General features: G+C 39.3%; 24 protein-coding genes. 9 read left to right on the forward strand and 15 right to left on the reverse strand.

Going from position 1 to position 24881, the window contains the following annotated elements; genetic code table 11:
* Positions 1-3 precede the first annotated feature (3 nt).
* From P0077_RS10465 to P0077_RS10480, 4 genes are read left to right on the forward strand one after another with little or no spacing between them, the layout of a single operon-like run.
* Positions 4-1782, forward strand: a complete 1779-nt coding sequence (locus P0077_RS10465; RefSeq protein ID WP_276169124.1) for an alpha-amylase family glycosyl hydrolase — start codon at positions 4-6, stop codon at positions 1780-1782.
* 60 nt (positions 1783-1842) lie between these two features.
* Positions 1843-2538: a glycerophosphodiester phosphodiesterase gene (locus P0077_RS10470; RefSeq protein WP_276169125.1), complete on the forward strand. Its 696-nt coding sequence runs from the start codon at positions 1843-1845 to the stop codon at positions 2536-2538.
* Positions 2538-3821: a BaiN/RdsA family NAD(P)/FAD-dependent oxidoreductase gene (locus tag P0077_RS10475; protein ID WP_276169126.1), complete on the forward strand. Its 1284-nt coding sequence runs from the start codon at positions 2538-2540 to the stop codon at positions 3819-3821. Before P0077_RS10470 ends, P0077_RS10475 begins: the two co-directional genes overlap by 1 nt.
* The gene (locus tag P0077_RS10480; RefSeq protein ID WP_276169127.1) at positions 3822-4361 is read left to right on the forward strand and encodes a DUF1697 domain-containing protein; all 540 of its coding nucleotides are present in this window, start codon (positions 3822-3824) and stop codon (positions 4359-4361) included.
* A 2-nt stretch (positions 4362-4363) separates the two neighbouring features.
* On the opposite strand, the gene P0077_RS10485 is transcribed toward P0077_RS10480, so the two are convergent.
* Positions 4364-4837 (reverse strand): TspO/MBR family protein, encoded by a 474-nt coding sequence (locus P0077_RS10485; RefSeq protein WP_276169128.1) that lies wholly within the window; start codon positions 4835-4837, stop codon positions 4364-4366.
* Between the two features lie 92 nt (positions 4838-4929).
* Here P0077_RS10485 and P0077_RS10490 point away from each other — a divergent pair, with 92 nt between their 5' ends.
* From P0077_RS10490 to P0077_RS10510, 5 genes are all read left to right on the forward strand, one after another.
* The gene (locus P0077_RS10490) at positions 4930-6015 is read left to right on the forward strand and encodes a diphosphomevalonate decarboxylase (RefSeq protein WP_276169129.1); all 1086 of its coding nucleotides are present in this window, start codon (positions 4930-4932) and stop codon (positions 6013-6015) included.
* Positions 6016-6296: 281 nt separating this feature from the next.
* Positions 6297-7235 carry a mevalonate kinase family protein gene (locus tag P0077_RS10495; RefSeq protein WP_276169130.1) on the forward strand — a complete coding sequence of 313 codons (939 nt, stop codon included), beginning with the start codon at positions 6297-6299 and terminating at the stop codon, positions 7233-7235.
* A gap of 14 nt (positions 7236-7249) precedes the next feature.
* Entirely contained in the window at positions 7250-8155 is a 906-nt protein-coding gene (locus tag P0077_RS10500) for a geranylgeranylglycerol-phosphate geranylgeranyltransferase (RefSeq protein ID WP_276169131.1), read from the forward strand.
* Entirely contained in the window at positions 8155-9105 is a 951-nt protein-coding gene (locus tag P0077_RS10505; protein ID WP_276169132.1) for a carbon-nitrogen hydrolase family protein, read from the forward strand. Before P0077_RS10500 ends, P0077_RS10505 begins: the two co-directional genes overlap by 1 nt.
* Positions 9106-9130: 25 nt before the next feature.
* On the forward strand, positions 9131-9979 hold the full coding sequence (locus P0077_RS10510; RefSeq protein ID WP_276169133.1) for a pseudouridine synthase: 849 nt from the start codon (positions 9131-9133) through the stop codon (positions 9977-9979).
* 183 nt (positions 9980-10162) lie between these two features.
* Here P0077_RS10510 and P0077_RS10515 read toward each other — a convergent pair whose 3' ends face one another.
* From P0077_RS10515 to P0077_RS10580, 14 genes are all read right to left on the reverse strand, one after another.
* Complete coding sequence (locus P0077_RS10515) at positions 10163-11767, reverse strand: M1 family metallopeptidase (protein WP_276169134.1); 1605 nt, start codon at positions 11765-11767, stop codon at positions 10163-10165.
* Between the two features lie 27 nt (positions 11768-11794).
* Positions 11795-13072: an argininosuccinate lyase gene (argH, locus tag P0077_RS10520; protein WP_276169135.1), complete on the reverse strand. Its 1278-nt coding sequence runs from the start codon at positions 13070-13072 to the stop codon at positions 11795-11797.
* Positions 13073-13100: 28 nt separating this feature from the next.
* The gene (locus P0077_RS10525; protein WP_349292998.1) at positions 13101-13391 is read right to left on the reverse strand and encodes a four helix bundle protein; all 291 of its coding nucleotides are present in this window, start codon (positions 13389-13391) and stop codon (positions 13101-13103) included.
* Between the two features lie 93 nt (positions 13392-13484).
* Entirely contained in the window at positions 13485-14549 is a 1065-nt protein-coding gene (locus tag P0077_RS10530) for a M20 family metallo-hydrolase (RefSeq protein ID WP_276169136.1), read from the reverse strand.
* A gap of 2 nt (positions 14550-14551) precedes the next feature.
* A complete protein-coding gene (argB, locus tag P0077_RS10535; protein ID WP_276169137.1) occupies positions 14552-15325 on the reverse strand; it encodes an acetylglutamate kinase in 774 nt (257 codons plus the stop codon).
* 4 nt (positions 15326-15329) lie between these two features.
* Positions 15330-16265, reverse strand: coding sequence for a Rossmann-fold NAD(P)-binding domain-containing protein (locus P0077_RS10540; protein ID WP_276169138.1), 936 nt, complete (start codon positions 16263-16265; stop codon positions 15330-15332).
* A 50-nt stretch (positions 16266-16315) separates the two neighbouring features.
* Complete coding sequence (gene proB / locus P0077_RS10545; protein WP_194531118.1) at positions 16316-17107, reverse strand: glutamate 5-kinase; 792 nt, start codon at positions 17105-17107, stop codon at positions 16316-16318.
* Between the two features lie 38 nt (positions 17108-17145).
* The gene (locus P0077_RS10550) at positions 17146-18345 is read right to left on the reverse strand and encodes a glutamate-5-semialdehyde dehydrogenase (protein ID WP_276169139.1); all 1200 of its coding nucleotides are present in this window, start codon (positions 18343-18345) and stop codon (positions 17146-17148) included.
* On the reverse strand, positions 18342-19469 hold the full coding sequence (locus tag P0077_RS10555; protein WP_276169140.1) for an aspartate aminotransferase family protein: 1128 nt from the start codon (positions 19467-19469) through the stop codon (positions 18342-18344). Before P0077_RS10555 ends, P0077_RS10550 begins: the two co-directional genes overlap by 4 nt.
* A gap of 54 nt (positions 19470-19523) precedes the next feature.
* Complete coding sequence (gene proC, locus P0077_RS10560; RefSeq protein WP_276169141.1) at positions 19524-20324, reverse strand: pyrroline-5-carboxylate reductase; 801 nt, start codon at positions 20322-20324, stop codon at positions 19524-19526.
* A gap of 121 nt (positions 20325-20445) precedes the next feature.
* Entirely contained in the window at positions 20446-21420 is a 975-nt protein-coding gene (gene argC / locus P0077_RS10565; protein ID WP_276169142.1) for an N-acetyl-gamma-glutamyl-phosphate reductase, read from the reverse strand.
* Positions 21413-22603 carry an argininosuccinate synthase gene (gene argG, locus P0077_RS10570; RefSeq protein ID WP_276169143.1) on the reverse strand — a complete coding sequence of 397 codons (1191 nt, stop codon included), beginning with the start codon at positions 22601-22603 and terminating at the stop codon, positions 21413-21415. The genes argC and argG overlap by 8 nt, the downstream gene beginning before the upstream one ends.
* Positions 22604-22657: 54 nt before the next feature.
* Positions 22658-23281 (reverse strand): GNAT family N-acetyltransferase, encoded by a 624-nt coding sequence (locus P0077_RS10575; RefSeq protein ID WP_276169144.1) that lies wholly within the window; start codon positions 23279-23281, stop codon positions 22658-22660.
* A gap of 217 nt (positions 23282-23498) precedes the next feature.
* Positions 23499-24860, reverse strand: a complete 1362-nt coding sequence (locus P0077_RS10580) for an MptA/MptB family glycosyltransferase (RefSeq protein ID WP_276169145.1) — start codon at positions 24858-24860, stop codon at positions 23499-23501.
* Positions 24861-24881: the final 21 nt, after the last annotated feature.

A 24881-nucleotide genomic window follows, 5' to 3' on the forward strand; every position in this document is an offset into this window, starting at 1 on the left:
ACCATGGCGCAAGACAAAAAGAAGGTCGTTTACCATGTTTTTACAAGATTGTTCGGTAACACCAATACAACCAATAAACCTTGGGGAACTATTGAAGAGAACGGAGTTGGTAAATTTGCGGATTTTACCGGAAAGGCGCTCCAAGAAATCAAAAACCTTGGGGTTACCCATATTTGGTATACAGGTGTGCCGCACCATGCCGTAATTAACGATTACACTGCAATTGGCATTTCCAATGACGACCCGGATGTGGTCAAAGGCAGGGCAGGTTCTCCGTATGCGGTTAAGGATTACTATAACGTTAATCCGGACTTGGCCAAAAATCCTGAAAATAGGCTGAAAGAGTTTCAAAATTTGATTACCAGAACCCATAAAGCAGGGTTAAAAGTGATTATCGACATTGTGCCAAATCACGTAGCACGAAAATATGAGGGGAAATCTACTCCTGAGGGCAAAGAGCCTTTTGGGGCTTCCGATGATACTTCGGTAGAATACCACCGAGATAATAATTTTTATTACATTCCTGATACCCCTTTTAAAGTGCCCGAATGGCGCGATGGCTATGAACCATTGGGAGGGGAAAGCCATGACCGAGCTGATTACAAGTTTTGTGAGAATCCTGCAAAATGGACCGGGAACGGATCACGTTTGGCACAACCTGATTTTAATGATTGGTATGAAACCGTAAAAATAAATTATGGAGTTCGGCCAGATGGATATTATGATTTTGATGTGCTTCCGGATGATTTTGGAGGAAAGGACCATAGAGCTCATTTCGAGTTTTGGAATGAACGGTCCGTACCTGATTCATGGATTAAATTTAAGGATATTGCCCTGTATTGGATAGAAATGGGTGTAGATGGGTTCCGTTATGATATGGCAGAAATGGTTCCTGTGGAATTTTGGAGTTATATGAATTCCAACATCAAAATTAAAAAACCGGATGCTTTTTTAATGGCTGAGGTTTATAATCCGCAAGAATACCGCAATTACATTTTTAGGGGGAAAATGGATTACCTCTATGACAAGGTAGAAATGTATGACTCCTTAAAAGGAATTATGCAAGGCCATGGGTGGACGGATCATATTCCCGTCATTAAGAACGGAACACAGGATATTGAACACCATCTGTTACATTTCTTGGAAAACCATGATGAGCAGCGTATTGCATCTCCGGATTTTGCTGGTGATGCCAAAAAAGGAAAACCTGCAATGGTGGTTTCGGCTACTATGACTACAGCACCGCTCATGATTTATTTTGGGCAGGAAGTGGGGGAATCTGCTGCTGAAAATGCCGGTTTTGGTAGCCCTACGCGGACTTCAATTTTTGATTACATTGGGGTGCCGCACCACCAACGGTGGGTAAATAATAAAAAATTTGATGGTGGTCAGCTTTCAGAAGATGAAGCGGATTTACGTGATTTTTATCGGCGGTTGTTGAGTTTTACGGTCAATAGTAGTGCATTAATGGGGGCATATCAAGACATCCATTTTTACAACAAAGACCACACGGAATATTACAATCACCATGTGCTTTCTTATGTACGTTGGTCGGAGAATGAGAAGTTGATTGTCATTTCTAACTTCAATGCTAGTGATTGGTTCGGTTTTGAGTTGAAACTTCCTGAAAATATTGTTCAAGAATGGCAGTTGTCCGAAGGAGAATATACCATTACTGATGCACTTTACGGCGTAGAGAAGACTTTGAAGGTAGCAAATGGTTCCGCTCAGGTACGTATTGATATCAATCCTTTGGAATCCTTTATTTTTAGTGTAAAATAGAATCTCATGAACAAATTGTCCATTCTAGTTGTTTTTTGCCTTTTAATTGTATCGAGTTGTATGGAAAATAAGAAACCGCTTGTTATTGGTCATCGGGGAGCAATGGGCCATGAAACCGAAAATACTATTGCCTCTATCGAAAAGGCCATGGAAATGGGTGTGGATATGCTTGAAATAGACGTTTTCAAAATAAAAAGCGGAGAAATCGTTGTTTTTCATGATGACACGGTAGAACGCCTGACCGATGGAAAAGGTGAAATAGAAAATTATACTTTGGCCGAATTGAAGGCGTTGAAGGTCAATGGTGGCCATCAAATACCAACGCTTCAAGAGGTGTTGGATGTGATGGGAGGAAAAACCGAACTCAACATTGAATTGAAGGGCAGAAATACGGCAACTGACGTAAATAGAATGATAGAGGCAGAAGTGAACTCCGGAAAATGGAGGCTCAACGATTTTATAATTTCCAGTTTTGAGTGGGATGAGTTGCGGGATATGCGAAAAGCCAATTCAGAGGTGAGGATTGCCATTCTGATCGGTGAGAATCCCCTTGATGCTCTTGAAGTCGGAAAAGAGTTGAATGCCGAAGCTATTAACCCAAGTTTTAAACAACTTACAGCGGAGAACAACTTAAAAATAAAAGAGGCCGGTTTTAAAATTTACCCGTGGACGGTGAACGAGCCACAAGATATTCTTCAAATGAAGCGGTTCGGAGTTGACGGTATCATTACCAATTATCCTGAACGCGTAGATTAATGTTTGATGTAATTGTAATAGGTGGTGGTGCTGCCGGGTTTTACACAGCAATTCATATTGCAGAGGCAAAGCCCCATCTTAAAATAGCTATCCTTGAGCGCGGAAAAGAGGTTCTTGGCAAAGTAAAGGTTTCGGGTGGTGGCAGGTGTAATGTCACTCACGCTGAGTTTGACCCGCGGGAACTTACCAAAAATTATCCTAGAGGGGAAAAAGAACTTATTGGTCCTTTTCATACCTATTGCAGTGGTGATACCGTTGCTTTTTTTGAAGAAAGGGGAATCAGCATTAAAATTGAGGCGGATGGAAGAATGTTTCCCGAGTCGGATTCATCGCAAACAATTATCGATTGTTTTTTAAGTGAAGCAGAACGTTTGGGCATAAATATACTGAAGCATAGTGCAGTTTCCAAAATTGAAAAAGTTCAGTCGGAGGACAATGCTGAGGGATGGAAAATCACCACGATAAAACATAGCTACAAGAGCCAAAAATTGGTAGTGGCTACTGGAAGCAATCCTAAAATATGGAAGCTTTTAGAGGAGCTAGGCCATACTGTAGTAACCGCAGTGCCTTCGCTGTTTACCTTTAATTGTAAGGACGAACGGATTTCCGGTATTCCAGGGGTAAGTACTATGGCTCAGGTTGAGGTATTTGAAAATCGCTTGTACCAATCCAAAGTTACCACACAGTTGAAGAGCAAGAATGCTAAAAGCGCTCTATTAACTTCTGACGGACCGCTATTGATTACCCACTGGGGTTTGAGCGGTCCCGCTATTTTAAAATTGTCCGCTTGGGGAGCACGTATATTGAATGGAATGGAATACCGGTTTAAAATACGTGTGAATTGGTTGCCGGAGTATAATTTTGAAGGCCTTATGGGGCTGTTCTTGGAAATTAAAGAGGTGGAAGCCAAGAAAACCGTGCTACGTACGAAAGCGGTGGAAGTACCACGCCGCTTATGGACAAACCTGGTACGCGCTTCGGATATTTCCGAAACGGATAAGTGGGCTGAGGTAACTAAAGTTCAATTGGAGAAATTGGCGCGTCAACTAACTGAATGTGAGCTTAAAATTGACGGTAAAAGCACCTTTAAAGAAGAGTTTGTTACCGCGGGAGGTATTGATTTGAAAGAAGTGAATTTCAAAACATACGAGAGCAAAAAATTGTCAGGAATGTACTTTGCCGGGGAGGTGATTAATGTAGATGCCATAACAGGCGGGTTTAATTTTCAAAATGCATGGACAGGTGGATATATTGCTGCCCAAGCGATTGCTAAAAGTTTCTAGATGACAACTTATATTGCACTTTTACGGGGAATAAACGTAAGCGGAAAGAAGAAAGTGCCAATGGCAGAATTGCGGAACATGCTAACGAACATGGGGTTTTTGAATGTAAAGACCTATATTCAAAGTGGTAATGTGGTCTTTGAAAGTCAAGAGGAAAGCACCGCTAAATTGGCAACTTCAATTACAAAAAACATACAGATTACTTTTGGCTTTGAAGTACCTGTTCTGGTCAAGACGCGAGCAAATCTGGAAAAAATATTCAACGATAATCCTTATACCAATGCTGAGGCAATTGCTCAAAAGCAGGTGTATTTTGTGCTTTTGAAAAATCCACCGGAACTAGAATTTGTTGAAGCTTTCTCTTCAGAAGAGTATGTGAACGAGGAGTTCAAAATTACCAATAGTTGTGTGTACTTATTTTGTAAAACAGGTTATGGAAAAGCAAAACTTAATAACAACCTTGTGGAAAGAAAACTAAAAGTAGAGTCTACAACCCGTAACCATGCCACGATGGTAAAATTACTTGAAATATCTTCTTAGAATTAGTTGAGCTCCCAGAGTTTGTAGTTTAAAACCGTGGCAAAACAAACCCATAGGAAGTAGGGTGCCAATAGCCATGCGGCCGGTTTACTAACTACTTTAAACCATTTTATGGTTATTGAAAGAACAATAAGCAATGCTATAATCACTAGCAACGCATAAAACGGTTCTTTTAATCCAAAGAAAACAATGCTCCAAGCGGCATTCAGCATCAGTTGAAACCCAAAATGATAAAGTGCGGTCTGTACCCAAAGATGATAAAAACCTTTGGCCCATACGACACCCGCAGCTACTCCCATCATGATATAAAGAACCGTCCAAACCGGAGCAAAAAGCCAATTAGGTGGGTTGAAACTGGGTTTGTTCAAGGTGGTGAACCAGTCGTTTACCGAGCTTTGAGTGGCATAACTGGATAAGAAACCAATAGCCAAGCAAATACAGACAGCATAGAAGATGTAGAGGGCTTTCTTTTTCAAATTAATATGCGTTGACCCCTAAATTAGTGATTTATTCCATTGAGCGCCATCACAATCTTGGTAAAAACTATCTTTGCACAAAATATTTCTCGATGACCGAAAAAGAATTTATTCCTTCCCCATATAAGATTGATATTCCGTCAGGAAAAACAACCTACAAATCGCCCAGTAATATTGCCTTGGTGAAATATTGGGGGAAGAAAACAAACCAGATTCCTGCAAACCCGTCCATTAGTTTTACTTTGAACGAATGTGCTACGGTCACAACGCTTACCTATTCCAAATTAAAGAAGGAAAGTAAAGCATTTTCTTTTGAGGTTTCTTTGGATGGTAAAAAAGAAGAGGGATTCAAACCAAAAATCAATACTTTCTTTAAGCGGGTGTACGAGTACCTTCCGTTTTTAAAAAACTATCATTTTGAGATTGAAACGTCTAATTCTTTTCCGCATAGTAGTGGTATAGCTTCGTCTGCTTCCGGTATGAGCGCACTAGCACTTTGTTTGATGAATATCGAAAAGAGCTTAAATCCAGATATGACGGTGGAATTTTTCAACCAAAAGGCTTCCTTTTTAGCGCGGTTAGGGTCGGGTAGTGCTGCGAGAAGTATAAAAGGTAGTTTGGTGCAGTGGGGAGAACATGCAGGAATTAAAGGCAGTTCAAATTTATTCGGAATAGAATATCCCCATAAAGTACACCCTGTTTTTCAAAATTATTGCGATACCATTCTATTGGTGGATAAAGGGCAAAAGCAAGTAAGCAGTACGGTAGGACATGACCTGATGCACAATCATCCTTTTGCGGAACAGCGATTTGCACAGGCACACGAAAATTTATCAAAACTGGAATCGGTTTTTGCTTCAGGAGACTTGAAGAGCCTAATTTCCATTGTTGAAAGTGAGGCATTAACGCTTCATGCTATGATGATGACAAGTCTGCCATATTTTATTTTAATGAAACCCAATACACTTGAGATTATAAATAAAATATGGGCTTTCCGTGAAAGTTCAAAAACTCATGTATGCTTTACCCTAGATGCTGGGGCGAACGTTCATGTGCTTTACCCGGATAATGAAAAAGAAGAGGTACAACGATTTATTAACGATGAGCTGGCCGTCTATTGTCAAAACGGACAGTTTATTCATGATTTCGTAGGAAAGGGGTCTCAAAAAATAAACTAAATTTCTTATAATTAAAATGTATGTAGGCCGTTAGTACCTCATTAAATGTACGGAATACAAATCCGAAGGACCAGTTAGAACGTATATATAGCATACTTTTTTATAACTCAACAACCGATTGAAATGGTGATAAGTAAGAATGAAGAGGTTTATTCGACTTACTACTAGAGGTTTTGGGTTTTAAAAGATAAAATTGTAGCGTTAATCGTGTTACGGGGCAGAAATGTAGAATCATCAAAAGTATATTTCGTATTTTTGCACCGTAGCTAACCAACTATATAATGAAAGGACCATTATTTTATTCAAAAATTCTTCTCTTCGGAGAATACGGAATCATTAAAGATTCAAAAGGGCTTTCTATTCCTTATAACTTTTTTAAGGGAGCTTTAAAGACCGACGAAAATCCATCTGACATAGCAAAGAAATCCAATGCAAGTCTACGTGAATATGTAGGTTATCTGGAGATGGTACATAAGAATAGTCCTGAATTGGTTTCTTTTGATTTTGATGCCCTAAAAGCTGATGTTTCCGGCGGAATGTATTTTGATAGTTCTATTCCACAAGGTTACGGCGTGGGAAGTAGTGGTGCATTGGTTGCTGCTATTTACGATAAATATGCACAAGATAAAATCACGGTTCTAGAAAATCTGACACGCGAAAAATTGTTGACTTTAAAAGAGATTTTTGGTAAGATGGAGTCTTTTTTTCATGGTAAGTCTTCAGGACTAGATCCATTGAACAGTTATTTGAGCATTCCTATCCTTATCAATTCAAAAGACAATATAGAATCTACAAGTATACCCACCCAAAACCCTGAAGGGAAAGGAGCGGTATTTTTGTTAGATAGTGGTTCTACTGGTGAAACGGCGCCCATGGTTCAGATTTTCATGGAAAAAATGAAGCAAGAAGGTTTTCGTAATATGATAAAAGACCAGTTCATAAAACACACGGATGCCTGTGTTGAGGATTTTGTAAGCGGAAACGTAAAATCGCTTTTCGGAAATTTGAAACAATTATCACATGTAGTTCTCGATAACTTTAAGCCTATGATACCAGCAAAGTTTCATGACTTGTGGAAAAAAGGTATTGAGACAAATGACTATTATCTTAAACTTTGTGGTTCTGGCGGCGGCGGCTATATTCTCGGTTTTGCAGAAGATTTAGAAAAAGCTAAAAAAGCATTGAAGGGCTACAATTTAGAAGTGGTTTACAACTTCTAAAAACCCTCATATACATGCTAAGTAGAAAAAATAGACTTTTACTGTTGAAAGTATTCAGTCTGTTTTCTGTTGTTCGTGGGTATAATATTCTTATGGTTATTTTGGCGCAGTATCTAGCGTCTATCTATATTTTGGCACATCAACTGCGTGTCCGCGAGGTAGTTTTTGATTTAAATCTTTTTATTATTGTCGTTTCTTCTGCTTTGATCATTGCTAGTGGGTATATCATCAACAACTTCTATGATGCGGAAAAAGACCTAATAAACAAGCCTAGAAAGAGCATGATAGATAGGTTTGTTGGGCAACAGTTTAAGCTGACGACCTATTTTATTCTTAATTTTTTAGCGGTCATTGCGGCAAGTTATGTATCGTTTAAAGCCGTCTTTTTCTTCTCGGCCTATATTTTCGGAATTTGGTTCTATTCGCATAAGCTCAAACGGTTGCCGTTTGTTGGAAACTTTGTTTCGGCCACTTTGGCAATTGCACCGTTTTTTGCAGTCTTCGTGTATTACAAAAATTTTGAACATGTCATTTTTGTCCATGCTATGTTCTTGTTTCTCCTGATTTTAGCGCGAGAAATGATAAAAGATCTGGAAAACCTTAAGGGTGATTTAGCCCAAAATTATAAGACTATTCCTATTCTGTGGGGTGGCAAGGTGTCTAAAATTCTTATCTCCATATTAATTCTTCTCACATTAATTCCTTCGTTGTTGTTGATATTGAAGTTTGATGTGGGTTATATGAATTACTATTTTATGGTGTGTGTTGTACTTCTGATTTTGTTTCTGTTTTTGCTTGTAAAGTCTAAAACCAAGAAAGACTACGTTTGGTTGCACAACATTCTTAAACTCATAATCATTGTTGGTGTCTTTAGTATTTTACTGATAGATGTGGACCTCGTTTTAAATCGGATTTTGTAATGGAAAATATATTGAAAGTAGCCTTAGCTCAAATTTCACCGGTATGGCTAGATAAAGAGGCTACGCTTAAGAAAATAGAAACGACGATTCTGGACGCGGCAAAAGAAAAATCAGAACTTATTGTTTTTGGGGAAGCTCTTTTACCCGGTTACCCGTTTTGGTTGGAATTAACGGATGGAGCTGCTTGGGATACTAAGGTCAACAAAGAATTGCATGCCCATTATGCGCGAAACGCAGTTCAAATAGAATTAGGGGAATTAGATTCTATTTGTAAATTGGCAAAGAAAAACAAAATTGCTATTTATCTGGGCATTATTGAAAGAGCCCAAAATAGAGGTGGGCACAGTCTCTATTGTTCCCTTGTCTATGTTGATTCGGATGGAGTTATAAAATCCGTTCACCGTAAACTACAACCCACCTATGACGAGCGATTGACTTGGGCGTCAGGTGATGGTAACGGACTTCAGGTGCATTCACTTAAACAATTTACAGTTGGTGGACTCAATTGCTGGGAGAATTGGATGCCTTTACCGCGTACGGCACTTTACGGACAAGGTGAAAACTTACACATTGCGGTTTGGCCTGGAAGTGAGTATAATACCAAAGACATTACCCGTTTTATAGCAAGGGAGTCTCGTAGTTTCGTTATTTCAGTTTCGTCTTTGATGAAAAGGGAAGATTTTCCTCAAACCACACCGCATTTAGAAGAAATATTGAAAAAGGCACCAGAGGTTATGGCCAATGGGGGTTCTTGTGTTGCTGGGCCGGATGGTGAATGGTTGTTAGAACCAGTAATAAACAAAGAAGGGCTGTTGTTTCAAAACCTCGACTTTAATAGGGTTTATGAAGAACGACAGAATTTTGACCCCGCAGGTCACTACTCAAGACCTGATATTACGAAGCTTATGGTAAATAGGGAGCGTCAATCTACTGTAGAGTTCAAAGATTAAAGCTACCTTTGCATAAATTATAGACATGGGTAGATCAGATTCCAACAATGATAAGAGAGCGTCAGGCAGACAAGGTGGTACTTTTCGTAAGAAGAGTTATGCGCGTGGCAATTCGCCAATAAGAAAGAAAACGGAACAAACACCTCAAAAACCATCAGACCCAAATTTGATTCGTTTGAACAAATATGTGGCCAACTCTGGTGTGTGTTCACGTAGAGAAGCAGATATTTATATTTCCGCAGGTAGTGTTACCGTAAACGGAAAACCAGTAATCGAAATGGGTTACAAAGTAAAACTTACCGATGAGGTTAAGTTTGATGGACGTTTATTGAATCCAATAAAAAAAGAATATGTTTTATTGAATAAGCCAAAAGACTTTACCACTGCGGCTCGTAACGAGCAGGGTAGGCGTACAGCTATTGGTTTGATTTCTAAAGCCACAAAGACCGAGTTGAAACCAGTAGGAAAACTGAGTAAAGATACTATGGGGCTTTTATTGTTTACCAATGATGGTGATTTAACAAAGCGTTTGAACAGTCCTAAAAACGGACTGAGAAAGATATTTCATATTGAACTTAACAAGCCTTTACGCAGTGCCGATTTGAAAAAGATTCAAGAAGGTATTCTTGTAGATGAAAAGGTGATAAAAGTACAAGACGTTAGCTTTGTAGACAAGGCACCCAAGAACCAAGTGGGTATGGAAATCTTCAGTACCCGTACCAATATTGAGCAACGTATTTTTGAAACGTTAGGCTACGAAATTGTAAAATTGGACCGTGTGGTTTATGCAGGACTTACCAAAAAAGACTTGCCTAGGGGACATTGGCGCTACCTAACGGAACAAGAAGTGGTTAATTTAGGTATGATTAAATAATAGATTCGTTATCATAACTATAGCATAAGGTTGCCATAACCTATGTGAATTATAAAAACTACATCTTTGCAGAGCAATTTACTTGGTCAACCGAGTAAAGAAGATGCCTTAAGACCGATATCCGTATCGGTTTTGTCTTTTTATAAAGATTCGTATTTCTTATTTATATCAAGGAGTAGAATATTACTCGCCTTTCTCTTCAAACAACAACCAAGATTCCGGGTCAAGAATTACATCGTCCGGTTGGTAGTCCAGTTTAATAGTTAAGCTCTTTCTAGCGTTCTCCATATCCATTTTGTAGATGACGGTTTTCCCATCTTTTACTACACCTATTTCAATTGGAAATTTAAAAATGTGATGCTCCTGAACTTGAGTAAGATTGATTTGCAATTTCTTCTTGTTATAGCTCCAATCCCACTTCAGTTCGGGGTATCCTTTTACAAATAACCACTGCTGAAAGAACTCGCTCAGGTCTTCGCCCGAAACCTCTTCCATTATTTCCTGAAAGTCGGCAGACATTGCATTGGAGTTTTGAAATGCTTTGTAGTAAGCCCGTATGCCTTTCCAAAAAGTTTCGTTACCCAGTTTATAGCGTAGCATGTTCAATACCCAACCCCCTTTTTGGTAGGTGTTGATGCTTAACACCCGCATGGGGTCGGTTATGCTAGAGTCCACAATAGGAGATGGGTTCTTTGCGTAATAATCGATAATTTGCTTATGGTCTAGCTCTAATTCCTCTTTTCGTTTTTCATTTCCGTAGACGCTTTCTTGGTACAGAATAGCAAAGTAGGTAGCAAAACCTTCACTGAGCCACACATGGTTCCAGTCGTTTTCACTGGCTGAATTACCAAACCATTGGTGGGCTATTTCGTGTGCAATGAGTCCTTCCACTTCATTTTTTCCGGTCACGGAATTTTCAAAATAGGCAATGGTTCCTGCGTTTTCCAATCCGCCCCATTGTGTCTTTGCCTGCATATTGGCAAGTTTGGCATATGAATACGGACCAATGTTATCTATAAAATACTCCAGTACTTTGGTTGCTACACCATAATCAGAAAAACCATCCAGTCTATTTTCAGGATATACCCATGCAGAAACAGGAATATTGTAAACCTCGTCCAGCAATGTGCTTGCAAATTTGGTCACGCCAATAGTAACCACTTTCATGGCTACAGGAGCAGGTTCTTTATAAGTGGTCAATTTTAATCCGTTGCCCAGGTTGCTTTCCTCTAATTTTTCACCTGTTGCTACCACATCGTAATGGTCTGGGGCGGTAATTCTAAATTCAATCGTAGCCTTATCGGATGGGTGGTCTACCGATGGAAGCCAATGCCGCGCCAAGTTGGGCCAGTTGTCGCCAAAGAAAGAGCGTTGACCAAATTTAGTGGTATCAATAACAAGACCTCTTTCGGGAATACCTTCATAGACCACTTTGTAGGTTCTTGTTTTTACCTCGGAGGACGTAGGGGTGATGTTGATTTTATTATTCTCAAACGTGAAATTTGCCGCCGTATCACCTTCTAAAACCTGGGTGATAGTCATACCATAACTCTCGGACTTGGCAATCAAATCCAATGCAAATGGATTCACCCCCTTTTTAAAATTGACGGTAATTTCGGCCTCGCCTTTTATTTGGTTCGATTCGTCGTTTAGCGAAAGTCCAAAAACATATCCCTGTACATCAGCAGAAGTATTTCTTTGGTAGGTGTCTTGGGCCTGTAGAACAAGTATTGACCAAAAGAACAATGTAAATAAAGAAAAGGTACGGAATTGTGTTGGTCTGTTCATAAAGGCTATTCGTTTACTGCTAAAATATTAAATCTTATCCATTTTCCCTCTAATCTCATCTAAACACAAATTACCCAGACTTCCTTCATGCGTATGGTGAATATCTCGTTTTGGGCTAAAAGTACCTTCTTGAATTTCTTGCCCCATTTTTTTGTAGGCATCTCTAAAAGGCATTCCGCTCTGGACCAATTCGTTTAAGGTGTCTACACTGAAGAGGTAATCGTACTTTGGATCTTCTAAAATGCCTTTATTCACTTGCATTTCCTTTAGGCTGAAAGTCAAAATCTCAATACAAGCTTTCATATCCTGAATGGCGGGTACGATAATTTCTTTCACCAATTGCAAATCACGGTGATACCCGCTTGGTAGGTTGTTAATCACTAATGTCAACTGATTGGGTATGCTCTGAAGCTTGTTGCATTTTCCCCTCACCAATTCAAAAACATCTGGATTTTTCTTGTGTGGCATAATGCTACTGCCAGTCGTCAACTCATCTGGGAAAGACAGAAAATTGAAATTCTGGCTCATGTATAAACAGATGTCCATTGCCAGTTTTGATAGGGTAGCGGCAATATTCGCCATCCCAAAGGCTGTAGCTTTCTCCACTTTTCCACGTCCCATTTGAGCGGCAACTACATTGTATTTTAATGTCTCAAAACCCATTTCCTCAGTCGTAAAACTTCGGTCGATAGGAAAAGAACTTCCATATCCGGCAGCACTGCCCAATGGATTCTGATCTGCTACTTTAAAAGCGGCATCCACAAAATATAAATCGTCTATAAGACTTTCCGCATAAGCAGATAACCAAAGACCGAATGAAGACGGCATGGCAATTTGTAAGTGGGTATATCCGGGAAGCAAAACATCTTTGTGCTTTTCCGCCAATTCTAGTAACAAGTCAAAAAGCTCTTTTGTTCCTGATTTTATTTCTGAAAGCTCGTTTTTTAAATAGAGGTGCATGGCCACCAAAACTTGGTCGTTTCTTGACCGTGCAGTGTGTATTTTTTTGCCGGTATCACCAAGTTTTTCGGTGAGTACATATTCTATTTTTGAGTGCATATCCTCAAATGAATCCTCAATGACAAATTCGCCTTTTTCTATGGTATCGGCTATAGCATCCAATTCTTTTACCAAGGAGTTGGTTTCTTCCTCGGTCAGCAATCCTATTTTCCCCAACATCTTGGCATGCGCTTGTGAAGCAATGACATCGTATTTTGCTAATTGTAAGTCTAATTCACGGTCGTTTCCAACAGTAAAATGGTCTATTTTTTTATCGGTGCTAAAGCCTTTATCCCAGAGTTTCATTTTTTAGTTATAAGTTTTAAGTTTATAGTTAAAAGTCACTATATTTTTTGATTAAAGTAAAGGTCATTTTCTGGACCTCATCGCATAAGGCAAAAGTATCTTCTAAGTCTGTTTCAGCCAGAAATCCAATTCTTTTTGATATCTCCAATTGTGTTTTTAGTTCATTAATAGATCCGTTGGAAATTTCTAAAAATTGGCGAAATACTTTCTTTGATTTCCTTCCGGTTCCTTCTGCAATATTGCTAGGTATGGAAACGGCGCATCTTCGTATTTGGCTTGTAAGTCCAAATTTTTCCTCGGCAGGAAAATTAGATGTCAATTTATAAACTTTTCAACTAAGGTCATTGACTTTTGCCAAACAATAAGCTCTTTATAATTATACATCTTCGAACTATTAACTTTTTACTAGAAACTATTTTATAAATCCTTTTAATAAGTTAATGTACAAATCAATCCCGTCTTCAATTTCTTTGACGTAGATATATTCATCTGCCGAATGTGAACGTGTACTGTCGCCAGGTCCTAATTTAAGGGATTGGCAAGTTAAGGCAGCTTGATCAGAAAGGGTAGGGGAACCATAAGTTTTTCTTCCCAATGCAATTCCTGATTGTATCAACGGATGGTCCTTATCAATAGCCGAAGAGTTGAGTCTCAATGAGCGTTCTTTGACTTCACAGGGAGCATCTCTTTTTAAAATTTCTGCTATTTCTGCATTGGTATATTTGTCATTTACACGTACATCGATAACCAATTCCACCTGAGCAGGGACTACATTATGCTGAGAACCTCCGCTAATTTGGGTGACGGTCAATTTCACCGGGCCCAAAACTTCCGATACTTTTGGGAACGTATAGTTTTTGAACCAATCTAGAACTTCAATGGTGTTGTAAATGGAGTTGTTGTCATTTGGGTGCGCGGCATGTGATGGCGTTCCTTTTATCACTGCATCAAAAACTACGAGTCCTTTTTCGGCTATGGCCAAATCCAGCAATGTAGGTTCACCCACAATAGCAACATCTATTTTTGGTAGGTGAGGTAGTAGTCCGCGTAAACTATTGGGACCGGAACTTTCTTCTTCCATGGAAGCCACCATTAAAATGTTGTGATTCAGGTTTTCTTCTGCGTAGTAGGTGGTGAATGTCGCGATAAGCGAAACCAAGGCGCCACCGGCATCATTGCTGCCTAGACCGTAGAGTTTGCCGTCTTCAATATGCGGGTTGAAAGGATCTCTCGTATAAGCCGAGTTCGGTTTTACAGTATCGTGGTGAGAGTTGAGAAGCAAGGTTGGTTTGCTCGCGTCAAAATACTTGTTCACTGCCCAAACATTGTTCAAATGCCTTTCAAAAGGAATGTCAAAAGACTGGAACCAGTTTTCGATGGCATCGGCAGTTTTTTCTTCTTCGGAGGAAAACGATTGAATCGAAATCAGTTCTTTTAATAAATCTATCGCTTTTTGCGTTAATGCTGCTTGTTCCATTTTTATAGGTTAAGGGTAGTGAATAAAGTGGATTTAGGGTCTAACATGCCAATGTTTCCAATACGCACCTGATGTACGTTTTGTTTTAGGGCATGAAAGCAGTTTTCCATTTTTGGAAGCATGCCATCGGCAATGACTTTCTGTTCCAATAAGTCCTTATAAGATTCGCTATCGATATGCTTTACTACCGAATCTTCATCGTGGACATCCATAAGAACACCCTTCTTTTCAAAACAGTAGTATAGGGTGGTCTCATAATTTTCGCTCATGCCAATCGCCAGTTCGGATGCAATCGTGTCTGCGTTGGTGTTCAACAATTGTCCGTTGCCATCATGAGTCATTGCACAGAAAACAGGGGTAAGCCCAGCTTCTAAAAGCTTTGAGATGGTGGATGAATCTACGCCGTCAACATCTCCGGCAAAACCGTAATCAATTTCTTTTACAGGTCTTTTGTGTGCCTGAATGGTGTTGCCATCCGCGCCGCTAAGTCCTATGGCATTGCAGTTGTTTGATTGCAATTCCGCTACAATATTTTTATTGACCAATCCGCCATAGACCATGGTAATCAGCTCAAGGCTTTGCTCGTCTGTTATTCGGCGTCCACCAATTAGCTTGGATTCTATTCCTAATCTAGTCCCTAGTTGGGTGGCAAGTTTTCCGCCACCGTGCACTAGAATTTTTGGGTCTTCCAATTCAGAAAATGCCTTTAGGAATTTAGAAAGTTCTTCTTTGTTTTCAATGACGTTTCCGCCAATTTTTATAATGGATAATTTCATGGGCTTACTGTTCCAAGATTTTCTTCAAAACGATTTGAGCTGCATAGGTTCGGTTGTTTGCTTGTTCAATTACAAGGGATTGCTCCCCATCTAAAACAGCATCGGCAACAACCATATTTCTACGCACAGGAAGACAATGCATAAACTTGCCTTTGCCCACTTTTTCAGGAGTCATCGTCCAACTTTTATCTTGGTTCAGCACTTGGCCATAATCGGAATAACTACTCCAATTTTTTACGTAAATGAAATCGGCATTTTCACAAGCCTTCTTCTGGTCGTATTCTATAGTTGCCCCTTTGGTAATTTCGGGGTTTAATTCGTAACCCTCTGGATGTGTAATCACAAAATCCGCATCTTGCATATGCATCATTTCTACAAATGAATTGGCTACGGCATGTGGCAAAGCCTTAGGGTGCGGTGCCCAAGAGAGTACTACTTTGGGTCTTATTTTTGTATTCTGTTCGGCCAAGGTTATGGCATCTGCCAAAGCCTGTAATGGGTGGCCTACGGAACTTTCCATATTTACAATGGGTACGCTGGCGTATTTTTTGAATCCGTTTAATACTTTTTCCGCTTCGTCTTCTTCTTTGTCCTGTAATCCGGCGAAAGCCCTAATAGCAACAATATCACAGTACTGAGAAATAACTTGAGCCGCTTCTTTGATATGTTCGGAAGTGCCTTGGTCCATTACGGTTCCATCGGCATATTCCAAAGCCCATCCTTCGCTTCCAAAGTTCATAACAATAACTTCCAAACCAAGGTTCATAGCCGCTTTTTGGGTGCTTAGGCGCGTACGCAGACTGTTATTGAAGAACAGCAAACCAATAGTTTTGTCCGAACCTAGGTTTTTGTGCTTTCTGGGGTCTTCTTTTAAGTCCCTTGCTTCTTCTACCCAATTATCTAGCGAGTCTATGTCCTGTAAGGAGAGGTAATGTTTCATTTTAAATAAATTTCTCGTGCTGTTTTATTTTTATTTGGATGTTCTCTACATCATTGGTCTTCTAAAAAGTGACCGTCTTTGGTTTTTATTTTGGTATGGTTGCCCGAGCCTTTAAAAGCATCGGTGATAAAGCTGTCGTTCAATCCGTTTACAATCCAAGTTTCTATACCTGCTTTTTGTGCAATGGTGGCCGCCTCAACTTTAGATTGCATTCCGCCCGTGCCATGTGATGATTTATGTGAACTTATTTCTTGCTCCAAACTATCAATTCCCAATACTTCGGAGATAGTTTCCGGTTGCCCATTTTCTATGGATATTTTGGTGTATATGCCATTGGTGTTGGTGGCAATCATTAAAAGGTCGGCTTTCAGCAATGAGGCCGTTAATGCCGCCAGCTTATCATTGTCGCCAAATTTTATTTCATCGGTTGCCACCGTATCATTTTCGTTGATTATCGGAATAAAATTGTTCGCAACCAGAACATCTATAGTATTCTTAATATTGGCTTTGGATTTTGGACTCTTAAAATCGGAATACGATAAAAGACATTGCGCGGCAAATAGACCAAGCTCTCTAAAACTTTCCTGAAACATGCGCATTAAATGGGGCTGACCTATTGCAGCCAAGGCTTGCTTTACGTCAATATCTCCACCGTTGTGCTCTAATTTTACGAACTGTTTGGCTGCAGCGATAGCTCCTGAACTTACTATGATAAACTCATAATCGTTTTTTAAAGCAGCTATTTGCCGACCTATATCCTCTATTTTTCCACGGGAAATCTGATTGGTTTCCTTAGTAAGTGTATTCGTGCCGATTTTTAGTAAAATCCTTTTTTTCATCAGGTATTCTTTTTCATCATGAGGAGCCAATGATACTTTAATTATCCTCTAGTTTGCCCGTTTCCTTTTACGTACCATTTGTTAGTTACCAAATGTTGAAGGCCGATAGGTCCTCTTTGGTGTAATTTATCGGTACTGATGGCTAATTCACCACCCAGACCAAATTGTCCTCCATCTGTAAAGCGGGTTGATGCATTATGATAGACAGCGGCAGTATCCACATTATTCATGAAATATTCTGCAGTCTCATTGTTGGCCGTTATAATTGATGCAGAATGCCCGCCACCATAAGTGTTTATTTTAGAAATAGCATCTTCTAAGTCCGAGCTTTGGCCAATTACAATTTTATAATCTAGAAACTCCTCGTGCCAAATGTTATCGTCCTCAATGCCTTTTGTTCCTTCCATTCCGGCAATAGCTTCATCGGCCAGAATCTCAACCTTACTTTTCTTTAATTCTTGAATCAAATGCTGAAGAAACTGCTGTTTTCTAGGCAAATCCGAAGAAATCAATACTTTGTCAACTGCGTTACAAGCAGATATTTTAGTAGTCTTGCCATTAATAATAATGTCTATGGCCATCTCTAAATCTGCTTCTTCACCAACATAAATGAAATTGTTTCCACGGCCGCTAACAATAACGGGGCAGGTAGCATGCTGTTTTACAAAAGCAATAAGTCGCTCACCACCTCTGGGTACAATCAAATCTACCTTTTGTGTCGGTTTTTCAAGAAATGCCTGAGTTTCGGTTCTGTTGAACTGTAAATAAGTCACCCAGTCCGCTTCAGCTTCATTGGCTTCAAGTGCCTTGTGCCACAAATCCACTAACAAAAGATTACTGTTCAAGGATTCTTTACCTCCCTTCAATAAAATTTTGTTCCCAGATTTAAAAGCGATACCGGCAGCCTCAATAGTAACATCCGGTCTGGATTCATAAATAATAAGAATCGTTCCGAAAGGAGCGGTTTTATTGCTTACCTGCATGCCGTTTTCATGCTCAAAACTAAAACGTTCTACACCCAATGGGTCTTCTTGAGTGGCAAGTTGTTGCAGGCTTAAAATCATACCGTCAATTTTGCCTTGGTCAACTTTAAGGCGATCACGCATGGCAAGGTCATCACCTGTATAACCCTCCATATCCTTTTTATTGGCCTCAAGAATGGCTGAGCGTTCTTGATTTATCAAATGGGCCATATCCGAAAGAACGGCGTTGCGTTGTTTTATATCCAATAATAAACTCATTGCAATTCAGCTTTTAAAGCGGTGAAAAAAGTGTCTAAATGGTTTTCCGTAATATTTAATGCAGGTAGTACCCTAAGCACACGCTTGTCTTTGGCACCACCTGTAAATAAGTGTTGATCGTGAATCAGTCTCTTTCTTAAATCGGCCACTTCAAAATCAAATTCTAGTCCGAGCATTAAACCTCTACCTTTTACTTTTTTAATTTGAGGTATTTCTGCCGCTAGCGCTCTAAAGTATCCCTCTAAATGACCTGCGTTTTCAATCAGTTTTTCTTCCTCTAAAACTTCTAAAACCGCCAATGTGGCTACGGAAGCCAAATGATTTCCGCCAAAAGTGGTACCTAATAACCCGTAGGAAGCTTTAATATCTTCATGTATTAAAATGCCGCCAACAGGAAAGCCGTTACCCATTCCTTTAGCTACAGAGATAATATCCGGTTGTATATCATGATGTTGAAAAGCGAAGAACTTTCCACTTCTCCCAAAACCACACTGTACTTCATCGGCAATCAATATGGCTTTATTGATTTTCGATAATTGAGCCACTTGCTGATAAAAATCGGTTGTTGGTTCATCTAAACCTCCAACACCTTGAATGGTTTCTATGATCACCGCACAAACATCGCCTTTTTCTATTTCAGTTTTAAAAGCTTCTAAATCATTCAAAGGAAGAAATGTCACCTTTTGCTGTAAATTGATAGGTGCATTAATCTTTGGATTGTCCGTAGCCGCAACGGCCGCAGAAGTACGCCCATGAAAGCCATTGGTGAAGGCGATTACTCTAGATTTTCCAGTGTGAAAGGAAGCTAGTTTTAACGCATTCTCATTAGCTTCGGCACCTGAATTGCACAAAAACAGATTGTAATTTTCACAGCCTGAAAGCTGACCGAGTTTAGCAGCCAGTTCTTCTTGTAGCGGGTTTTTAACCGAGTTGCTGTAGAAACCTATTTTATTTAGCTGGTCCGTAAGACGTTTTACGTAATGCGGGTGTGAATGACCAATGGAGATTACGGCGTGACCTCCGTAAAAATCCAAAAATTCCGTTCCTTTATCATCGGTTACTACTATCCCCTTTGCCGATACAGGGGTTACATCGTATAATGGGTAAACATCAAATAAATTCATAACTTTTACTGTTGAGCTAATCATAGCTTCTTGTATTTTATTAGAGAGATGTTTTTATAACTGGTTCTCTTTAATTCTACTGATTTTTTCATAGGATGCTACAATTCCCTGAATAAGGGAAGAGCTCAGTCCTTGGTGTTCCATTTCGTTCAAGCCTTGAATGGTACAGCCTTTTGGCGTGGTGACCCTATCGATTTCCGCTTCGGGGTGACTACCGGATTCGATTAATAAACTAGCGGCGCCACTACAGGTGTGCATGGCTAACTCTTGAGCCTCTTTGGCATCAAAACCTAACTGAATGGCACCTTGGGTGGTGGCACGTATCAAGCGCATCCAAAAAGCAACTCCACTGGCGCAAATTACCGTTGCCGCCTGCATTTGCGTTTCTGGGATTTCCATAGAATGTCCCATACGATTGAAAATAGCCTTGGCCAATTCAATTTTCTTTTTGCCATTTTCGTTGCTACAAATACAGGTCATAGATTGCCCTACGGAAATAGCCGTGTTGGGCATACTACGGATAATATTATAATCCGAACCAAGAATAGCTTCCATTTTAGCAATACTAAAACCGGTAATAGTAGAAATAACCACGTGATTATCGGTGAGCAAATCCTTAGTGCTTTCCAAGATATTCTCAAGCTGACTAGGTTGAACAGCCAAAATAATAATATCGGATTTTTTTACGGCCTCACGATTATCCGAAGTAATGGTAACATTACCATAGTTGGCATATTCTTCTATTTCAGCCGTATTTCTTTTGGTAAGATACATGGTTGTGGCTCCGTTGGAATTTAAAATCCCTTTGGCGATGGAAAGGCCCAAGTTACCTGCTCCTATGATGGCTATTTTCATAATCTTTTAGTATTGAGTTATGAGTAAAATGTACATAGTACATCTTGTTCAAAACTGAGTGTTCATTACTTATAAGTAGACCTTTTTATTTAATGTTTTAATTTGTTTTCTATAGGTCTGATTAGAAAACGCCTGCTTTTAAATTAAGACCGGCTGCTTCTTCAAAGTCAAAAATCAAGTTCATATTCTGTACCGCTTGCCCAGAGGCGCCTTTTAACAAGTTGTCTATGGCTGAGGTAATAAGCAATGTGTTCCCATGTTTGTGCAAATGAATATGACATTGATTGGTATTCACAATTTGTTTGAGGTGAATGGGCTCTTCGGCTATTTGCGTAAAAAGTGCATCCGCATAAAAATCTTTGTACAACTCAATAGCTTCCTCTAAACTGCCATCAAACTCTGTATAGGCCGTTGCTAGAATACCACGAGTGAAATTACCCCTGTTTGGGAGGAAAAACAGCTCTCCGGAATTGGGCTGCAAAGATTTTAAGCTCTCGTTGATTTCACCCAAATGTTGATGTGTAAAGGGTTTGTACCAGCTCACATTGTTATTTCTCCAACTAAAATGAGAAGTAGCGGAGGGACTAACGCCCGCACCTGTACTACCTGTAACTGCATTAATGTGTACCGTATTTCCAAGTTTATTCCCTTTTGCCAAAGGAAGAAGGCCTAATTGAATAGCCGTTGCAAAACAACCCGGGTTTGCGATATAGTTCGCCTTTTTAATTGCTTCTTTTTTGAGTTCTGGAAGTCCGTAAACAAACTCTTTTCCTTCAAAAACAGCGTCGGCCTGAAGCCTAAAATCGTTGCTGAGGTCAATTATTTTGGTGTCTTTGGAGAACTCGTTTTCCTGTAAAAATTTAGAGGAATTACCGTGCCCCAAACACAGGAAAACCAAATCTACATCAGGATTTACAGTACCTGTAAACTCCATTTCGGTAGTACCCAATAAATCGGCATGGGCCGTAGTGACTTTCTTTCCGGCTCTGGTAGTGCTGAAAACGAAATCTATTTCAGCTTCTGGGTGATGCAAGAGAATTCTAATCAGTTCACCTCCTGTATAACCAGACCCCCCTATGATACCAACTTTAATCATCGCTAGAATTTACATGGTTATAAATCTTCCCGGAATTGGAAAGTATTTTGATGAATCCTTTGGCGTCATCCGCAGACCATCCTTTGTTTACTTCTCCGTAGCTTCCAAAAGCATCGGTCATTAAATCATGCTCCGAAGAAATTCCGTTCAATCTAAACTGAAAAGGATAAAGGCTAATGAAAACATCACCGGAAACGTTCTTTTGCGTATCCGTTAGGAAAGCTTCTATGTTTCTCATTACGGCATCTAGGTAGTTGCCTTCGTGCAATAACATGCCATAGAAGTTACCCTGTTGTTCTTTTTGGAACTGTTGCCATTTGGTAAGGGTGTGTTTTTCCAACAAGTGGTGTGCTTTAATAATAATTAACGCAGCAGCAGCTTCAAAACCAACTCTACCTTTTGTACCTATAATAGTATCGCCTACATGAATGTCTCTACCTATAGCATATTTTGAGGCCATGGCCTCTAGTTTTTCTATATTGGCAACGGGACCATTTTTAACGCCATCAATAGCAACTAATTCTCCTTTTTCAAAAGTTAGTTTTACATCTGTAGGCTCTTTTTCCTGTAATTGGCTTGGGTATGCACTATCGGGTAACGCTCTTTGTGAAGTTAATGTTTCTTCACCACCAACGGAAGTACCCCAAAGCCCTCTGTTTATAGAGTATTTTGCTTTTTCCCAAGGATAGTCTATACCGTTCTCTTTTAGGTAGGCAATTTCTGCCTCTCTAGATAGTTGGTTGTCTCTAATGGGGGTAATGATTTCTATTTCTGGAGCAATGATTTGAAAAATCATGTCAAATCTTACTTGGTCATTACCGGCGCCCGTACTACCATGGGCTATATAATTAGCACCGATTTTTTTGGCATAGTTTACAATTTCAATAGCCTGTACGATTCGCTCTGCACTAACTGATAGCGGGTAGGTATTGTTCTTTAGAACATTTCCGAAGATAAGATACTTAACTACCTTGTCATAAAAAATCTGGACTGCATCTATTGAGGTATATGAACTAGCACCTAATTCCAATGCCTTTTGTTCTATAGTTGCAATTTCTTCTTTTGAGAAACCCCCTGTATTTACGCTAACTGCGTGTACTTCATAACCTTTTTCTTGTGATAGGTTCTTAGCGCAGTAAGAGGTGTCTAATCCGCCGCTGTATGCTAAAACTAATTTTTTCATTTTTAAAATTGTATTGCGTTGGCCATAAATTGAATACTTGGCTGGCCTATATAGTTATTCGTTTGTTTTCTTTTTTAGGAAAAGCGATTCTTTAATGCTTTTCAGTCTTTTAAAAGCTTTACCGTTTACGCTTTCATCTTTTGATATTTTCTCTTTTACCGCAGGGTCGTAGAGCATACCCGTACATAAGCACATTTTACGTTCTGTTCGAGTAAGAATATCAAAGTTTTTGCAGGTCTGACAGCCTTTCCAAAATTCGGGGTCATCCGTTAGTTCGGAAAATGTAACTGGCTTGTATCCCAATTCATAGTTCATTTTCATTACGGCCAGACCAGTGGTAATACCAAATATTTTGGCATCCGGGAATTTCTCTCTCGAAAGCTCGAAGATTCTTTTTTTAATTTTTTTTGCCAATCCTTGATTTCTGTAATCAGGATGTACGATAAGGCCTGAGTTGGCTACGAATTTTTCGTGGCCCCAAACTTCTATATAGCAGAAGCCGGCAAACTTGTCACCATCTAAAGCAATAACGGCATTGCCATTTTCCAGACGTTTCTGAATGTATTCAGGTGTACGTTTGGCTATGCCGGTTCCTCTAACTTTAGCAGATTCCGTAATAGTATCGCTAATGATTTGAGCGTATTTAATATGTGACTTGTTAGCAATAATTAGTTTCATTGCCAAAAGGGTTTAAACTGTAAGAAAAATGAATTGTTGTTTGTTGTGCGGAAATGGACTCACCTATTTCCATGAAATATGGTACACCCCTACGGGCGACGACGGCGAGAAAACGGGCGAACGGGAGCAAGGTTGCTCAAAGTTTTAGATATGTGTCTTTGTCCTTTCATGGAAGGTCAAATGTACAAGATTATGCCGAAAGTATAAAGGTGTGAGGTTAATTTTTACGAAAAATAACAAATTGTTGTTTTGAGTTAAAAATTTCGTAAATCAAAAATGCATATACGGAAATATATTCAACAGCAATTAATCCAAGGTTTTCTTTAAAATCTACCTTTGAATAGGCATAATAGCTAAGAATCACCATTGCGGACCAAAGTACCGCATATTTGTAACGAGTAAAAACGCCAAGAACTACCAAGAAAATAATGTACCAAGGGTGTACTGTGGCAGACATGAAATAATACAAGGTAAGTACGGCCATCATTGAGGTAATCAACGTTGGTATTTTTTGATTGTCCCTAAGAAAAGTGAATAACAGTACAAATAGGATAGTTAATATAGGTGTTATTTTTCCATAGGTTTTTATTAGTTCCCACGGTTTTCCTTCAAATTGAACGGCAATGTATTTTATGGCATTGTATAGACCGGCATTAAATTCAAAATTTGAAAACCAGAGTCCGACTGTTTTGGAATAGTTCGCAATAAATTCAGAAGAATAAAAGGGAACAAATAGCAATACACATGTAACTCCTATAATCATGTAGAAGCTCACACTTTTTTTTAATCCTAAATGTTTTAAAAATAGCGGTAGAAACAATAAAGGTACTAGTTTAATACAAATGGATAAGGCGTAAGGAATGGCAGCCAGTGCCCATTTTTTTATGGATAGTAGATATAATGCCCATACAAAAAAGAAAAGCATAACACCTTCAAAATGTAGGTTTCCTGTTAGTTCTATGATGACTAAAGGGTTCAGAAAATACCAAAAAATGAGATGAGGAGAATGGTTAAGGTTTTTTAGAAGTTTTCTCCCAAAGTAGAAAATACCAATATCTGCTAAAATAATCATGGTTTTGATAGCCAGAACCGAACCCATAATGCTTTTTCCGCCCAACAAAGCGGCTATGGCAAAGAGCAACTGGTTTAATGGAGGGTAATTACTATAATGCTTTGCACTTAGGCTTCCCATGCTATCGTAAAGGAGTTGGGCGTTGGGGATAACCAAGTCACTTTGGGTAATCAAATCGTTTGGGACTTCTAGATATGGATTAATAAAATTGGCAACCAGGTGCCCATCCCAAATAAAACGATAATAATCCTGGGAGAGGTTGGGTTCCGTGGTTAAGAATATCAACCTAAAAATAATACCTGCTACCAGAAGAAATTTAAAGTTCCATTTTTCAAACTGAATAAGTTTTAAACAGAGAAAAAAGGAAGCGGCAAAAAGCGTTAACAGTTTAATGAAATCCGTTCGCTCCAAATGAAATGCAAAAGTGTAATAAAAAATGGCCGCCAATAGAGCCATAAAAATAGGCACTTTGTGAAGCTTCCAGTATGTAGAGAGACGGTTGGGCATTTAACTGTTTGTTCTAATCAC

The sequence above is a fragment of the Zobellia alginiliquefaciens genome, from assembly GCF_029323795.1.
Lineage (GTDB): Bacteria > Bacteroidota > Bacteroidia > Flavobacteriales > Flavobacteriaceae > Zobellia > Zobellia alginiliquefaciens.

What these genes read in the sequence shown, in the direction of transcription:
- P0077_RS10465 (WP_276169124.1), top strand. Translation starts at nt 4, where the DNA reads ATGGCGCAAGACAAAAAGAAGGTCGTTTACCATGTTTTTACAAGATTG.
- P0077_RS10470 (WP_276169125.1), top strand. Translation starts at nt 1,843, where the DNA reads ATGGAAAATAAGAAACCGCTTGTTATTGGTCATCGGGGAGCAATGGGC.
- P0077_RS10475 (WP_276169126.1), top strand. Translation starts at nt 2,538, where the DNA reads ATGTTTGATGTAATTGTAATAGGTGGTGGTGCTGCCGGGTTTTACACA.
- P0077_RS10480 (WP_276169127.1), top strand. Translation starts at nt 3,822, where the DNA reads ATGACAACTTATATTGCACTTTTACGGGGAATAAACGTAAGCGGAAAG.
- P0077_RS10490 (WP_276169129.1), top strand. Translation starts at nt 4,930, where the DNA reads ATGACCGAAAAAGAATTTATTCCTTCCCCATATAAGATTGATATTCCG.
- P0077_RS10495 (WP_276169130.1), top strand. Translation starts at nt 6,297, where the DNA reads ATGAAAGGACCATTATTTTATTCAAAAATTCTTCTCTTCGGAGAATAC.
- P0077_RS10500 (WP_276169131.1), top strand. Translation starts at nt 7,250, where the DNA reads ATGCTAAGTAGAAAAAATAGACTTTTACTGTTGAAAGTATTCAGTCTG.
- P0077_RS10505 (WP_276169132.1), top strand. Translation starts at nt 8,155, where the DNA reads ATGGAAAATATATTGAAAGTAGCCTTAGCTCAAATTTCACCGGTATGG.
- P0077_RS10510 (WP_276169133.1), top strand. Translation starts at nt 9,131, where the DNA reads ATGGGTAGATCAGATTCCAACAATGATAAGAGAGCGTCAGGCAGACAA.
- P0077_RS10515 (WP_276169134.1), bottom strand. Translation starts at nt 11,767, where the DNA reads ATGAACAGACCAACACAATTCCGTACCTTTTCTTTATTTACATTGTTC.
- argH (WP_276169135.1), bottom strand. Translation starts at nt 13,072, where the DNA reads ATGAAACTCTGGGATAAAGGCTTTAGCACCGATAAAAAAATAGACCAT.
- P0077_RS10530 (WP_276169136.1), bottom strand. Translation starts at nt 14,549, where the DNA reads ATGGAACAAGCAGCATTAACGCAAAAAGCGATAGATTTATTAAAAGAA.
- argB (WP_276169137.1), bottom strand. Translation starts at nt 15,325, where the DNA reads ATGAAATTATCCATTATAAAAATTGGCGGAAACGTCATTGAAAACAAA.
- P0077_RS10540 (WP_276169138.1), bottom strand. Translation starts at nt 16,265, where the DNA reads ATGAAACATTACCTCTCCTTACAGGACATAGACTCGCTAGATAATTGG.
- P0077_RS10550 (WP_276169139.1), bottom strand. Translation starts at nt 18,345, where the DNA reads ATGAGTTTATTATTGGATATAAAACAACGCAACGCCGTTCTTTCGGAT.
- P0077_RS10555 (WP_276169140.1), bottom strand. Translation starts at nt 19,469, where the DNA reads ATGAATTTATTTGATGTTTACCCATTATACGATGTAACCCCTGTATCG.
- proC (WP_276169141.1), bottom strand. Translation starts at nt 20,324, where the DNA reads ATGAAAATAGCCATCATAGGAGCAGGTAACTTGGGCCTTTCCATCGCC.
- argC (WP_276169142.1), bottom strand. Translation starts at nt 21,420, where the DNA reads ATGATTAAAGTTGGTATCATAGGGGGGTCTGGTTATACAGGAGGTGAA.
- argG (WP_276169143.1), bottom strand. Translation starts at nt 22,603, where the DNA reads ATGAAAAAATTAGTTTTAGCATACAGCGGCGGATTAGACACCTCTTAC.
- P0077_RS10575 (WP_276169144.1), bottom strand. Translation starts at nt 23,281, where the DNA reads ATGAAACTAATTATTGCTAACAAGTCACATATTAAATACGCTCAAATC.
- P0077_RS10580 (WP_276169145.1), bottom strand. Translation starts at nt 24,860, where the DNA reads ATGCCCAACCGTCTCTCTACATACTGGAAGCTTCACAAAGTGCCTATT.